A 13,153-nucleotide genomic window follows, 5' to 3' on the forward strand; every position below is an offset into this window, starting at 1 on the left:
TCCCTCGCCGAGCGCGGCGTCGCCTCCCCGGCGAAGGAGCCGGTGGGGCCAGGGTCGCGCGGGGCCTCGGTGACGCTCCAGTCGCGACGGCGCTCGTCGTGCTCGGTCAGGGGCAGCCTGGACTGCCGCGAGACCGAGAGCACGAGCCCCGCCAGCATGAGGCTCGCCATGATCGACGAGCCACCGTACGAGACGAAGGGGATGGGCTTGCCCGAGAGCGGGAAGGCCCCCACGACGCCGCTCACGTTGAGCAGCATCTGCGCGAAGATGAGGGTCGAGCAGCCGGCGGCGACGAGCCGGCCGGTGAGGTCGGGGGCGTAGCGCGCGATGCGGTAGCCGCACCAGAGCAGGAGGCCGAAGGCCGCCACGAGCCCCAGGGCGCCCAGGAGCCCGCACTCCTCGCCCACCATGGCGAAGATGAAGTCGTTGTAGGGGAAGGGCAGGTAGGAGTACTTGGCGCGCCCCATGCCTATGCCCACGCCGAAGAGCCCGCCCGAGCCGAAGGCATAGAAGCCCTGGATGAGCTGGTAGCCGTCCCCATAGGGGTCGCGCCAGGGGTCGAGCATGGTGAGGATGCGCGCGCGGGAGTAGCCGTCCTTGAGCGAGAGGAGCAGGAAGCCCAGGAAGCCCAGGGCGGCGACACCGGCGCAGAACCTCCAGTCGACGCCCGCGAGGTAGGCCATGACCAGGACGGTCACGGCGCAGACCATGGTGCTGCCCTTGTCGGGCTGGAGCACGATGAGCAGCAGGGGCACGCCCAGGACCACCGCCGCCCTGGCCAGGAAGCCCGGCTCGAAGCTGCCGCCCGTGCGACGGAACTCGTCCAGGAGCTCCGCGGCGGCGAGCACCACCGTGATCTTGGCGAACTCCGAGGGCTGGAAGTGCAGGGGCCCCACGGCGATCCAGCGCGTGGCGCCATAGGCGTCCTGGCCCGCGACGGGCAGGAAGATCAGGAGGAGCGCCAGCACGGTGCCCGCCCAGATGGCGGGGCCGATCCGGTGCGTCAGCGCGTGGTAGTCGATGCGGTAGAGGGCGTACGCGCCCACGACTCCCACGAGAGCGAAGCCCGCCTGCCTGGTCAGGTAGTAGGCGGGGTTGTTGCCCGCGTCGTCGGATATGAGGTTGAGGATGGACGAGGACGAGAAGACCATGACCAGGCCGAAGGCGACGAGTCCAAGGACGCAGGCCACGTACACCAGGCGCGGCCCCATGAAGCGCGCGGGGACGCCCATGATGAGGCCCTCGTCCGCGGCCTCCCTGCGAGGGCGCGCGCCTTGGTCCCGGCCTCCCTGGCCTCGACCGGCGTATGCGGCTCCGGGACGCAGGGCCATCTAGCGCCGCCCCTCGTCCGCGAGGGCGGCGACCAGTGACTTGAAGAGCCTGCCGCGCTCGGCCATGTTCGAGAACTCGTCGAAGGAGGAGCAGGCGGGCGAGAGGAGCACCACGTCCCCCTCGCGGGCCTCCGCCACCGCGGCGTCGAAGGCCTCGCGCAGGTGGGGCGCCCGGACGACGCGGACGGGCGACGCCTGCCGGTCCCGCGCCGCCTCGACCGAGCGGGCGATCCTCTCCCCCGCCTCGCCGAAGCAGACGGCGGCCCTGCAGTCGCGGGCCACGGCCTCGGCGAGCGACCGCAGGTCGGTCCCCTTGTCGTGGCCGCCCAGCATGAGTACGACGCGCCCGGGCTCGAAGGCGGTGAGGGCCTTCTCCACCGAGTCGGTGTTGGTGGCCTTGCTGTCGTTGACGAAGCTCACCCCGCCCACCTCGCCGCAGGGCTCGATGCGGTGCTCGAGGGCCTGGAAGGAGGCGAGCGTGCGGGCCACGACATCGTCCGCGACGCCCAGCTCGAGCGCGAGAGCGGAGGCGGCGAGCCCGTTCTGCAGGTTGTGCTCGCCCCTCAGGGCGAAGTCCGCCGTAGCGCAGACGTCGTGCTCGACGCCGTCGAGGCGCACGACCATGCGGCCGTCGCGCACGAAGGCGGCGCATGGGGTGCCCGCGTCGCGCCTCGCGTCGAGACGCAGGACCCTGAGGCCGCGGGCGTCGAGCCTGTCCGCGATGGCGCGGCACCAGCCGTCGCCCACGCCCACGACGGCGAGGTCGCCGGGGACGAGGTTGGCGAAGACCCTCTCCTTCGCGGCGGCATAGGCCTCGAGGGAGCCGTGCCACTCGAGGTGGTCGGGCGTCACGTTGAGGAGCACCGCCACGCGGGGGTGCAGCCCGACGGAGGTGGCGAGCTGGAAGCTCGAGAGCTCGGCCACGAACCACTCGCCCTCGGCCCGTCCCGCCACCTGCGAGGTGGCCAGGGTGCCTATGTTGCCCACCGTGCGGGCGGCAAGGCCCGCCTCCCGCAGGATGGCGCAGGAGAGGCTGGTGGTGGTGGTCTTTCCGTTGGTGCCCGTGATGGCGACCCAACGCCCGGGACTCTCGCGCCAGGCGAGCTCGGGCTCCCCTATGAGCTCGCGGGAGTGCTCCCGGGCGGCCCGGAAGAAGCCGCTCAGCTCGCTGATGCCGGGAGAGACCACGGCGAGGTCGTAGCTGCCTCGCACGTCCTCGCTGCCCAGCACCACGCGCACGCCGGTCGCCTCGAGCCTGGACGCGGCCTCGCCCGGCGCGGAGCTGAGGCCGCCGTAGAGCGTGACGGAGGAGACGCGGGCCTCGCCCAGCGACGCGAGGTAGAGCGCCACGTCGACGCCCGTCTTGCCCATGCCCAGCACCAGGACGTCGCCCAGGCGCCCCCCCTTGCCCGTCTGCATTCGAGCCTCCTAGCCCAGCTGGAAGTAGAGAGCGAACCCGAGCGCCGCGAAGGCGGCCGAGACGATCCAGAAGCGGATGACCACGGTGTCCTCCGCCCAGCCCTTCTTCTCGAAGTGGTGGTGGATGGGCGCCATAAGGAAGATGCGCCGGTGCAGGAGGCGGAAGCTCAGCACCTGGCCGATGACCGAGAGCGCCTCGATCACGAAGAGGCCGCCCATGACCAGCGAGGTGACCTCGGTCTTGGTGAGCACGGCGAGGGCGGCGAGGGCGGCCCCCAGCGCGAGCGAGCCCGTGTCGCCCATGAAGATCGAGGCGGGGTGGCAGTTGTGCCAGAGGAAGCCTATGCAGGCCCCGGCGATGGAGCCGGCGAAGACCGAGAGGTTTATCTCGTCGTAGCGGAAGGCGACCATGGCCATGGCCAGCATGACCACGGCGATGCAGCCGCCCGCCAGGCCGTCCAGGCCGTCGGTGAGGTTGACGGCGTTGGAGAGCCCCACGAAGAGCAGGAAGACGAAGAGGACGTAGAGCCAGGGAATCTGGAGGAGGAAGCCCGACCTGAGGGTGATCACCGTGGTGAGGACGCCCAGGTTGACCGAGCCCCCACCCGGGAACTCCACCCAGGGGGCCACGCCGCCCAGGTTGACGCCCACGAGGCAGAAGGCGACCGAGATGACGCCCAGCCCCAGCATCTTCTGGCGCGGGGTGAGCCCCAGGGAGCGGCCGTGCGCCACGCTCTCGATGTCGTCGAGGAGCCCGATGGCCGCGGCGGCGAGGGTCACCAGGACGGCCATGACCAGGTCGATGGTCCAGGAGGCCTGCAGGGCGCAGGTGAGCACCGTCCCCACCAGGATGACGGCCCCGCCCATCGTGGGCGTGCCCTGCTTCTGCAGGTGGCGCTGCGGCCCGTCGGCCCTCACCTGCTGGCCCACGCCCTCGTGGCGCATGAGGCGAATGAAGGGCGGCAGGAGCAGGCCCGTCACCAGGGCGGCGATGCCCACGGCGAGGAACACCTGATAGGTGGGATAGCTCGGGTTGCCAAGCATCAGGCAAGCACCCCCTTGACGAAGCGGTCCAGCCCGACGGAGCGAGATCCCTTTGCGAGGACCAGGTCGCCCTCCCCCAGGACGGGACCGATGATGCGCACGGCCTCCTCGGCCGTGGGGACCAGCTCGAGGCGGTCCTCGGAGAAGCCCATTGTGCGTGCCGCCTCGGCCATCTGCGCCGCGGCCTCGCCGCCCACGAGGACGAGGAGGTCGGGGCCCTTTGCGGCGGCGTAGGCGCCTATGTAGCCGTGCAGGCGGGCGGACTCGTCGCCCAGCTCGCCCACCTCGCCCAGCACCGCCACGCGCCTGCCCTCGTGCCTCATGGAGAGGAGCACGTCCAGGGCGGCGGCGATGGAGCTCGGGCTGGCGTTGTACGAGTCGTCGATCACGCGGGGGCGGCCCGGGGTGGTGACGACCTCGAGGCGCATGTGGGTCTGGGGCATGGTGGCAATGGCGTCCGCAGCCTCGGCACGGTCCACTCCCAGGCGGTCGGCCACGGCCATGGCGAGGAGGAAGTCCCAGACCACGTGGCGGCCCGGGGTCCCCAGGGTGACGCGCCTCTCCCATCCGTCCGGGAAGGTGAGCGAGAGGGACGCACGGCCCTCCCCGTCGAGCTCGACCCGCTCGGCGCGGGCGACGCTGCCCTCGCGCGGGCCCACGAAGGCCAGCTCGACGCCGGCAGGTCGGGCGTACTCGGCCTCGATGAGGGAGGCGAAGTCGTTGTCGCTGCAGAGGAGGAGGCAGGAGGCAACCTCGTGGCCCGCGTCCGCGGTGGGGCGCATGCCCTCGAGGACCTCCGCCTTGGCGCGGGCTATGTTCTCGCGCGAGCCCAGCATGCCTATGTGGCTCGTGCCCACGTTGGTGACGAGCGCGAGGTCGGGCCTGGCGCAGCGCGCGAGGCGCGCGAGCTCGCCCCTGTGGTTCATGCCCATCTCGGCCACGACGACCTCGTCCGTCGCCGAGGCAGAGAGGAGGGTGAGCGGGAGGCCGATGAGGTTGTTGAAGTTGCCCGCGGTGGCGTGGACCCTGCGCTCCGTGGCGAGCGCGGCCGTGAGCATGTCCTTGGTGGTGGTCTTCCCCACCGAGCCCGTCACTCCCACCACGACCCACTGGGGGTTGCGCTCCCTCCAGAGACCAGCGAGGCGCAGGAGGAACTCCTCTCCGTCGTCCCCCTCGGCACGCAGGAGGGCGCAGCCGCGCTCGCGCGCTGCCGCGACGGTCGCGGCGTCGGGCTCGCGGGTCATGACGACGCAGGCCGAGCCGGCCTCGACGGCAGGGGCGGCGAAGTCGTTGCCGTCCACGCGCTCGCCGGCAAAGCAGACGAAGAGGGAGCCGCTGCCGAGCCGGCGCGAGTCGGTCTGGACGTTGGTCACAAGCTTGGACGGGACCGCGACGAGCGCCTTGGCACCCGTCGCGCGAACGACGTCGTCAACCAGAAGTTCGAGCATGCGTCACTCCTCCATAGGGCAGATGTGCCACCTAGTTGGTGGGTGCGACGCCCAGGTCCGAAAGCGCCTCTCCCATGATAGTAGAGAACAGCGGGGCCGCCGAGGCGGAGGCCAGATATGGAGTTCCGTTGAGACCCACGTACACCAGGACCTTCGCGTCGGAGGCGGGCGCGAAGCCGATGAGCGAGCTCACGTAGCTGTAGTCGATGTAGCCGCCCGTCTCGCCCGCCTGCTCGCCGGTGCCGGTCTTGCCGGCCACGTCGTAACCCTCGACCTGGGCGTGGACGGCGGTCCCCTCCTGGACCACGGTGCGCATCATGTCGGTCACCGCGGAGGCCGTCTCGGCCGAGACGGCCTGCCCCGCGGGCCCCCACTCCGCCTCTTGGCCGCCCTTGCTCACGAGGAAGTGGGGGGCGTGGAGGGTGCCCCCGTCGGCGAGGGCCCCCACCGCCTTGACCATCTGGACCAGAGGCACGGCCAGCGACTGGCCGAAGGACATGCTGCCCAGGCTCGCCCCGTCGTACTGGTCGAGGGTCTTGACCAGGCCGGGGACCTCCCCCGGGAAGTCGATGCCGGTGTAGCTGCCGATGCCGAAGCGGGCTATGCCCTCCGAGAAGCGCTCCGCCCCGATCACGTTCTGGGCGAGGAGGGCGGCCCCGGCGTTGGAGGAGCGGCGCAGGATCTCGCGGACGCTCATGTCCATGCCGTAGTCGCGTCCGTCGTCGTCGCTCACGTAGTCGTCCCCTACCTTGAGGTAGGCGGGGACGTCGTAGGTGGTCTCGGTGCCCATGAGCCCGTCGTCGATGCCGATCGCGGTCGTGAGGAGCTTGAATATGGAGCCGGGCTCGAAGGAGGACGAGACGGGCTTGAGGCTCGTGGCGCCCTCCTCGATCTTGGAGGTGTCCGTCACGTCGTAGAGGGGCGTCGAGCATGCCGCGATGATCTGGCCCGTCTTGGGGTCCGTCACCATGACGGAGCCGGATTCCGCGTCGAAGTCCTCCGTGCCCTTGGCGATGGTCCTCTCCGCCGCCTCCTGCACGTCGATGTCCAGAGAGATGACGATGTCGGTGCCGTCCTGGGCGGTGGAGGCCTGGGCGGACGTGCCGGCTATGGGCGTGCCCTTGGAGCCGGTCTCGAAGACGAGCTCGCCGTCCGTGCCCTTGAGCACGTCGTCGTAATAGAGCTCCAGGCCCGAGAGGCCGTCCCCGTCCGTGCCCACGATGCCCAGGACCTGGCTGCCCACGGCGCCGTAGGGGTAGACGCGCTTGACGTCGTCGAGGAAGTAGATGCCGTTCGCCTTGGCGTCCCTGAGGCTGTCCTCGACCTCCTTGGCCTTGTCCGTGTCGACCTGGCGGCGCACGTAGGAGAAGCTGGAGTCGCCCCTGAGCGTCGCGAGGTAGCTGCTTGCCTCGCCCCCCAGCTTCTCGGCCAGGATGCGGGCCGCCCCATTGGGATCGTTGACCTTCTGGGGGTTGCAGTAGATGGTCTTGCAGGCCTGGCTCATGGCCAGGACGTTGCCGTCACGGTCGTAGATGGTGCCGCGGCGCGCGTGCACCGCCACCACGTTGGTGCGCTGGGCTGCGGCGGAGGCCGCGAGGCTGGGACCCTGTATGACCTGCAGCCAGACGAGGCGCAGGGCGACCACCGCGACGAGGGCGGCGAGCACCACGAACAAGGGGCGGGCGACGCCCTCGAAGCCGTCGTCGGGCCCGAAGCCGTCGTTCCTACCGCGCCGGGACGCCACGTCGTACGAGGCGCCTCTCGCTCCCATCCGCACCAGGCGGCTCTGTTCGTTGCGTCTGTCCACGGTGAAGAGTCTAGGACTCCGAGGCAGCCGACCCCGCCTCGTCCGAGTGCTGCGCATCATCTGCAGAAGGCTCGCCCTCCTGCTGCGAGGCGTCCTGGCCCTGGTTCTGGTTCTGGTCGTCCACCTGGATGGTGTCGGTGCTGGTGGCGAAGACCATGCCGTAGTTCTGGGTGGCGATGCGGTCTATGCGAGAGGAGCGGCAGAGCGACGAGCGCACGATCTGGAGGTTCTCGTTGGCGACCTTGGCCTCCTCGATGCTCTGGGAGATGTCCGAGTTGGCCTCGAGGACGCGGACGGTCGCGGTGGAGATGAGGACCCTGCTGCCCCCCAGGACGAAGACGGCCGCGATGAGGCAGAGGGTGACGCGGAAGGCCGCGACGAACTGGCTCGAGACGCCGCGACGCGCGCGGGCGTCCAGGCCGCCGCCTTCGACGACCTCGAAGGGCGCGTGGCCGTGCTCGTCGAGGCGGCGCCTCCCCTCGTTGGCGTCGAGGCTGTATGCCTCGGACCCTGCGTACCTCATGCCCTACCCCTTTTTCTGACGCGGAGTCGGCGGGCCTTGCGGCCCGCCTCCGCCCGCTCGTGCGTTTGTGCTGCGTCTGAGCTGCGATTCTGCTGCGTTGGTGCTACGTGCTGCTGCGTCGTGCCACGGTGGTGCCATGCAAGCGGCCCTAGGGCCGGTGTTGCCTTCGGGCGCTAGGCGTCGAGCTTGACCGCCACGCGCATGAGCGCGCTCCGCGACCGCGGGTTGCGCTCGATCTCCCCGTCGCTCGCCACGAGGGGCTTTCTGGTCCTGACCTCGAGTATCGGCACGTGATCGCACACGCACACCGGAAGCTCCGGCGGACATGTGCACCCCTGCGAGAGCTCCGCGAAGGCGTGCTTCACGACGCGGTCCTCGAGGGAGTGGTACGAGATCACGCAGATCCTGCCACCCGGGTTCGCCCAGCGGACGGCGGCCCTAAGGCCCTGGTCCAGGACGTCCAGCTCGTGGTTCACCTCGATGCGCAGGGCCTGGAAGGTCTTGCGCGCCGGATGCCCCCCGTGGCGCCTCCCCGCCGCGGGAATCGCGGCCTTGACCACCTCTACGAGCTGGAGGGTGGTGAGGATGGGCGCCTTCTCCCTCGTGCGGACGACCTGCCGCGCGATGCGCGCGGCGAACCTCTCGTCCCCATATACGCGGAGAACCCGGGCGAGGTCTGCTTCGGTGTAGTTGTTTATGACCTCTGCTGCGGTTTGGGTGTTGTTGCCCGGGTCCATGCGCATGTCTAGCGGGGCGTCCTCATGGTACGAGAAGCCCCTCTCTGGGATGTCGAGCTGGGGTGACGATACCCCGATGTCAAAGAGGAAGCAGTCGACCCCGGGAACCTCCGCCTCGACCAAAAGCTCGTCGAGCTGGCCGAAGTTCCCCTTGAGGAAGCGCCGGTCCGCGCCGGGGACCTCGCGCTCGAAGCGCTCGGTGGCCGCGGCGAGGGCCATGTCGTCCTGGTCGATGCCGATCGAGAGGCCGTCGGGCTGGACGAGCCGGGCCAACTCCACGGAGTGGCCGGCGCCCCCCAGGGTGCAGTCGCAGACGACCTCACCTGGCTTGGGGTCCAGCTCGCGGATGACCTCCTCGAGCATCACGGGCACGTGCCGATATTCGCCTGTCAAGTGGCTCGCCCTCCCCGCCTGCGCCTAGTCGCGGAACATGAGCGCGTCGAGGTCCTCGTCGAGCTCGTCCATCTCCTGGCCGAAGCGGGACGCGTCCCAGATCTCGAGGTGGTCGATGTTGCCAACGATCACGACCTCGCGCTCGATGCCGCACTTCTCGAGGCACCCGGCGCCGATCTTGCCGAGCGCCACGCGTCCTGCGGAGTCGACGTCGACCGTGACGGTCTTCGACGAGAGCGCCCTGCGGAGCTTGTCGTCCCTCCTGCTGCGCGGGTCGAACCCGTCGGGGAAGAAGCTCTCGATCCACGCCTGGTGGCTCTGGGGGGTGAAGCCATAGATCGCGTCTCCGACGGGGACGAGGCACACCTGCTCCTCGAACTGCTTGCGGAACGGGGCGGGAAGCGTGACACGAGACTTGGCATCCAGGTTGTGCTGGTAGCTGCCAGTCAGGTACATGTCCCCCTCCCCTCTCTGCTCGCAGGGAGTCCCCCCTCGAAAACGTGAGACTAATAATAGGTCATCCGCCCCTTTTCGCAACACTTCCCTCCACTTTGGTACACCGAAGGCACCACATTTTGGGCTGAGCGGACCCGGAGTCTGGGCCATGCCCCACATGTCGTGGGAACGCCCGTTCTGGGCACAAGTTCGCATGGCAAGTTGTGTAGGACCTGTGAATCTGCTGGTAGAATGCATCTTCGCAGGTCAGATAGGGTGTTTTTTCTCAGACGAGAGGAGCCTGCGGCCTCGGTGGGACGAGGTGTGGGGTGGAGTGCGGACGGGGGCCAGGCGGCGCAGGGGCTGGGCGGTGCCGGAGCCGCGGCACAAGCAGGAAGGCAGGCAAGAAGGCAGACTCTCTCGCTTGTCGGCAGTTTTGGAGAGGGGAACCACCGACAAACGGGCCGACATGGCACGCTCACGTCCAGGACAGCCCACTTGTCGGCACTTTTGGAGAAGGAAGCCACCGACAAACGGCCGGCAATGACACGCTTATGGCCAGAACAGCCCGCTTGTCGGCACTTCTGGGGAGGGGAACCACCGACAAACCTGCCTCACCGCGCAGCGCATGCCCCGACGCCACCCCCCTGCCAGGCGCTCCAGCGCGACTACCCCTCCCGCAGGCCGGCCCTCGGATGGGCCTGGAGGTAGGCCATGCGCACGTGGGTGCGGTCGACGTGCGTGTAGAGCTGGGTGGTCGAGACCGACGCGTGCCCCAGGAGCTCCTGGACCATCCTCAGGTCCATGCCCCCCTCGAGCAGGTGCGTCGCGTAGCTGTGCCTCAGCGTGTGGGGGTGGAGTCCCTCGATCCCCACCATGCGGCCGTAGCGCTCGACGAGCGCGTGCACCGCCTGGCGCGTGATGCGGCTCCCCCTCTGGCTCAGGAACACGGCCGGTCCCGGCCGGCCGTGCACGGCGAGCAGGGGCCGCCATTCCTCGAGGTAGCTGGCGAGGGCCCGCGCCGCCGTTCCCAGTACCGGCACGACCCGCTCCTTGGAGCCCTTGCCCATGACCCTGAGCAGCTCCTCGTCCAGGAGCACGTCCCTCAGGTCCAGGCCGCAGAGCTCGGAGACGCGCAGGCCGCAGCCATAGAGCAGCTCCAGGATGGCCTTGTCGCGCCGGAAGGCGGCCACGTTGCTGCGGTCGGGCTCGCCCGTCTGGCGCGCCTTGGGCCTGGGGTCCACGCGGAAGGGCTCGTCGAGGAGGCGTGCCGCGTCCTCGCGCGATATGACGTCCGGCAGGCGCTCGGGCTTCCTGGGCAGCGCGAGGTCCGCGGTGGGGTGGTTCTCGCAGATCTGCTCGGCCACCATGAAGCGATGGAAGCCCTTCATGGCCGAGGCCGCCCTCTGCACCGAGGAGGAGGCGAGTCCCATCTCGTGGAGCTCCCTCACGTGCGCCTCCGCGTCCTCCCTCGTCACGTCGTCGGGCGCGACCACGCCGCGCTTGGCCAGGAAGGCCAGGTAGCGGTCGAGGTCGCGCCCGTAGGACTGGATCGTGTTGCGTGAGCTGCCTCGCTCGATGGCAAGGTAGGCAAGGTAGTCCCGGCAGGCCCTGTCGAGGCTCGCGGCCAAGCTACGCCTCCTTGGCCCCTGCGTGCAGGGGTTCGACGGCAAGACGGCCGCAGCCCTCGTGGTGGGCGATCGCGGCACGCACGAACTCGCGGAAGAGCGGTGCCGGGCTGGTCGGGCGGCTCTTGAACTCGGGGTGAGCCTGGGTCGCCACGAACCAGGGGTGCACGTCCTCGGGGAGCTCGACCATCTCGGCCAGGCGCTCGTCGGGCGAGAGCCCGCTCAGGCGAAGGCCGGCCGCCTCGAGCCTGGCGCGATAGGCGTTGTTGACCTCGAAGCGGTGGCGATGGCGCTCGTAGACGAGCTCCTCCCCGTAGGCCTCGCGGGCGAGGCTCCCCCCGCCCAGCTTGCAGGGATAGGCACCCAGACGCATGGTGCCGCCCTTCTCGGTCACGTCCTCCTGGTCGGGCATGAGGTCGATCACGGGATACTCGGCGTCGGGGACGAACTCGGTCGAGGTCGCCCCAGGCATGCCGCAGACGCTGCGCGCGAACTCGCAGACCGCCACCTGTAGGCCCAGGCACACGCCCAGGTAGGGGACGAGCTGCGTGCGGGCGCGGTGGGCCGAGAGGATCTTGCCCTCTATGCCGCGCAGGCCGAAGCCGCCGGGGACCAGGATGCCGTCGGCGCCGCCCAGGACCTCGTCCGCGTTGGACTCGTCGAGCTCCTCGCCGTCCACCAGGTCGATCCGCACGTGACGCCCATAGAAGACGCCCGAGTGGTGAAGGGCCTCGATGATGGAGAGGTAGGCGTCGGGCAGCTGGGTGTATTTGCCCACGACCTTGACGGTGACGACGTCCTCGCGGCGGTTGGCCTCGTGCATGGCGTCGGTGAAGCGGCCCCAGTCGGCCAGGTCGCGCTCGCGGGGCTCGAGGCCCAGGCGCTCGAGCACCTTGAGGTCGAAGTCCTGCTCGGCGAGGTGCGCCGGCACGTCGTAGATCGAGGGGCAGTCGGAGTTCTCGAAGACGCAGTCCTCGGCGACGTCGCAGAAGCTCGCAATCTTGGCGCGGATGGAGGCGTCGACCTCGTGGTCGGAGCGGCAGACGATGAAGTCGGGCTGGATGCCCATGGAGCGCAGCTCCTTCACGGAGTGCTGCGTGGGCTTGGTCTTGACCTCGTGGGCCGCGGCGATGTAGGGCACCAGGCTCACGTGGATCACGACGCAGTTGCCCACGCCCTTCTCCTTGCGGAACTCCCTGATGGCCTCGACGAAGGGCTGGCCCTCGATGTCGCCGATGGTGCCGCCGAGCTCGGTGATCACCACGTCGGCAGAGGTCTGCTCCTCGACGCGCAAGAAGCGCTCCTTGATGGCGTTGGTGACGTGGGGGACGACCTGCACGGTGCCGCCCAGGAAGTCCCCGGCCCTCTCGCGCGAGATGAGCGACTGGTAGATGGCGCCGGTGGTGAAGTTGGACTCGCGGGTGAGGTTCTCGTCGATGAAGCGCTCGTAGTGGCCCAGGTCGAGGTCGGTCTCCTTGCCGTCCTCGGTGACGAAGACCTCGCCGTGCTGGAAGGGGCTCATGGTGCCCGGGTCGACGTTGAGGTAGGGGTCGGCCTTCTGCATCATGACCTTGTAGCCCCTGGCCTTGAGGAGCCTTCCCAGAGAGGCGGCGCAGATGCCCTTCCCCAGGGAAGAGACGACGCCACCGGTGACGAATATGTGCTTGGTCATAAGATTGGGCCTCCCGCAACGAGTCGATGTGACTTATCCACGGGACTCGATTGTACGACGGGTGGTACGCCCGTCGGGCCTATGGAGGATTTTTCACAAAGCGCGAACGCAGGCGAGAGGGGCTGCGGCTAACGGGCCCGTCCCGCGGCCGCGGCCTCGAGCATCTGCCGGGCGTGGGCGAGGGACGCCTCGCTCGCGTCGCCCGAGAGCATGCGGGCGACCTCGACGACGCGCTCCTCCCCCTCGATGGGGCGGATCGTGGTCTGCGGGAGCGCGCCCTCGCTCTTCGACACCAGGTAGTGACGCTCCGCCATGACCGCCACCTGCGCCAGGTGGGTCACGACGATGACCTGGTGGCTGCGGGCGAGACGGGCGAGGACCTGCGCCAGGGCGACGGCGGTGCTTCCGCCCACGCCCGCGTCCACCTCGTCGAAGACGAGCGTCTCCGTGCCGTCCGCCTCGCCCAGGACCACCTTGCAGGCGAGCATGACGCGGCTGACCTCGCCGCCGGAGGCGATCCTTTTGAGGGGGCGCGCCGCCAGTCCCTCGGCGGGGCGGTACATGAGCTCGACCGAGCTGGCCCCCGCGGAGGTCCACTGGGCGCGCGGCAGCCTCCTCAGGGCCACCTCGAGCCGCGCCGTCCCCATCTCGAGGTAGGCCATCTGCTCGCAGACGGCGCGGGAGAGCTCGGGCGCCGCGGCGGCGCGCAGCCCGTC

General features: G+C 69.7%; 10 protein-coding genes and 1 pseudogene. All 11 read right to left on the bottom strand.

The annotated features are described in order from the left end of the window. Positions 1-1,331: FtsW/RodA/SpoVE family cell cycle protein (locus HMPREF1008_RS08365; RefSeq protein WP_050796680.1), on the bottom strand; the 1,331-nt coding region annotated here is incomplete at its 3' end. Beyond that, entirely contained in the window at positions 1,332-2,750 is a 1,419-nt protein-coding gene (gene murD, locus HMPREF1008_RS08370) for a UDP-N-acetylmuramoyl-L-alanine--D-glutamate ligase (RefSeq protein ID WP_009279428.1), read from the bottom strand. A gap of 9 nt (positions 2,751-2,759) precedes the next feature. Then, positions 2,760-3,794, bottom strand: coding sequence for a phospho-N-acetylmuramoyl-pentapeptide-transferase (gene mraY / locus HMPREF1008_RS08375; RefSeq protein WP_009279429.1), 1,035 nt, complete (start codon positions 3,792-3,794; stop codon positions 2,760-2,762). Beyond that, entirely contained in the window at positions 3,794-5,242 is a 1,449-nt protein-coding gene (murF, locus tag HMPREF1008_RS08380; protein ID WP_009279430.1) for a UDP-N-acetylmuramoyl-tripeptide--D-alanyl-D-alanine ligase, read from the bottom strand. The genes mraY and murF overlap by 1 nt, the downstream gene beginning before the upstream one ends. A gap of 31 nt (positions 5,243-5,273) precedes the next feature. After that, positions 5,274-7,013, bottom strand: a complete 1,740-nt coding sequence (locus HMPREF1008_RS08385) for a penicillin-binding protein 2 (RefSeq protein ID WP_156797684.1) — start codon at positions 7,011-7,013, stop codon at positions 5,274-5,276. Between the two features lie 46 nt (positions 7,014-7,059). Beyond that, positions 7,060-7,572, bottom strand: a complete 513-nt coding sequence (locus tag HMPREF1008_RS08390; RefSeq protein WP_009279432.1) for a cell division protein FtsL — start codon at positions 7,570-7,572, stop codon at positions 7,060-7,062. 173 nt (positions 7,573-7,745) lie between these two features. Next, positions 7,746-8,702 (bottom strand): 16S rRNA (cytosine(1402)-N(4))-methyltransferase RsmH, encoded by a 957-nt coding sequence (rsmH, locus tag HMPREF1008_RS08395; RefSeq protein ID WP_009279433.1) that lies wholly within the window; start codon positions 8,700-8,702, stop codon positions 7,746-7,748. A gap of 24 nt (positions 8,703-8,726) precedes the next feature. Next, positions 8,727-9,158, bottom strand: coding sequence for a division/cell wall cluster transcriptional repressor MraZ (locus HMPREF1008_RS08400; protein ID WP_009279434.1), 432 nt, complete (start codon positions 9,156-9,158; stop codon positions 8,727-8,729). A gap of 647 nt (positions 9,159-9,805) precedes the next feature. Continuing rightward, positions 9,806-10,768, bottom strand: a complete 963-nt coding sequence (locus HMPREF1008_RS08405; protein ID WP_009279435.1) for a site-specific tyrosine recombinase — start codon at positions 10,766-10,768, stop codon at positions 9,806-9,808. Position 10,769: 1 nt separating this feature from the next. Beyond that, positions 10,770-12,437 carry a CTP synthase gene (locus HMPREF1008_RS08410; RefSeq protein ID WP_009279436.1) on the bottom strand — a complete coding sequence of 556 codons (1,668 nt, stop codon included), beginning with the start codon at positions 12,435-12,437 and terminating at the stop codon, positions 10,770-10,772. A 128-nt stretch (positions 12,438-12,565) separates the two neighbouring features. Further along, positions 12,566-13,153: pseudogene (locus HMPREF1008_RS08415) on the bottom strand (DNA repair protein RecN); the annotation flags it as partial.

The sequence above is a fragment of the Olsenella sp. oral taxon 809 str. F0356 genome (assembly GCF_000233535.1).
GTDB classification, from domain to species: domain Bacteria; phylum Actinomycetota; class Coriobacteriia; order Coriobacteriales; family Atopobiaceae; genus Olsenella_I; species Olsenella_I phocaeensis.

Excerpts from the sequence above, each read along its gene's own strand:
- HMPREF1008_RS08390 (WP_009279432.1), bottom strand. The coding sequence starts at position 7,572 with ATGAGGTACGCAGGGTCCGAGGCATACAGCCTCGACGCCAACGAGGGG.
- murD (WP_009279428.1), bottom strand. The coding sequence starts at position 2,750 with ATGCAGACGGGCAAGGGGGGGCGCCTGGGCGACGTCCTGGTGCTGGGC.
- murF (WP_009279430.1), bottom strand. The coding sequence starts at position 5,242 with ATGCTCGAACTTCTGGTTGACGACGTCGTTCGCGCGACGGGTGCCAAG.
- mraY (WP_009279429.1), bottom strand. The coding sequence starts at position 3,794 with ATGCTTGGCAACCCGAGCTATCCCACCTATCAGGTGTTCCTCGCCGTG.
- HMPREF1008_RS08400 (WP_009279434.1), bottom strand. The coding sequence starts at position 9,158 with ATGTACCTGACTGGCAGCTACCAGCACAACCTGGATGCCAAGTCTCGT.
- HMPREF1008_RS08385 (WP_156797684.1), bottom strand. The coding sequence starts at position 7,013 with ATGGGAGCGAGAGGCGCCTCGTACGACGTGGCGTCCCGGCGCGGTAGG.
- HMPREF1008_RS08410 (WP_009279436.1), bottom strand. The coding sequence starts at position 12,437 with ATGACCAAGCACATATTCGTCACCGGTGGCGTCGTCTCTTCCCTGGGG.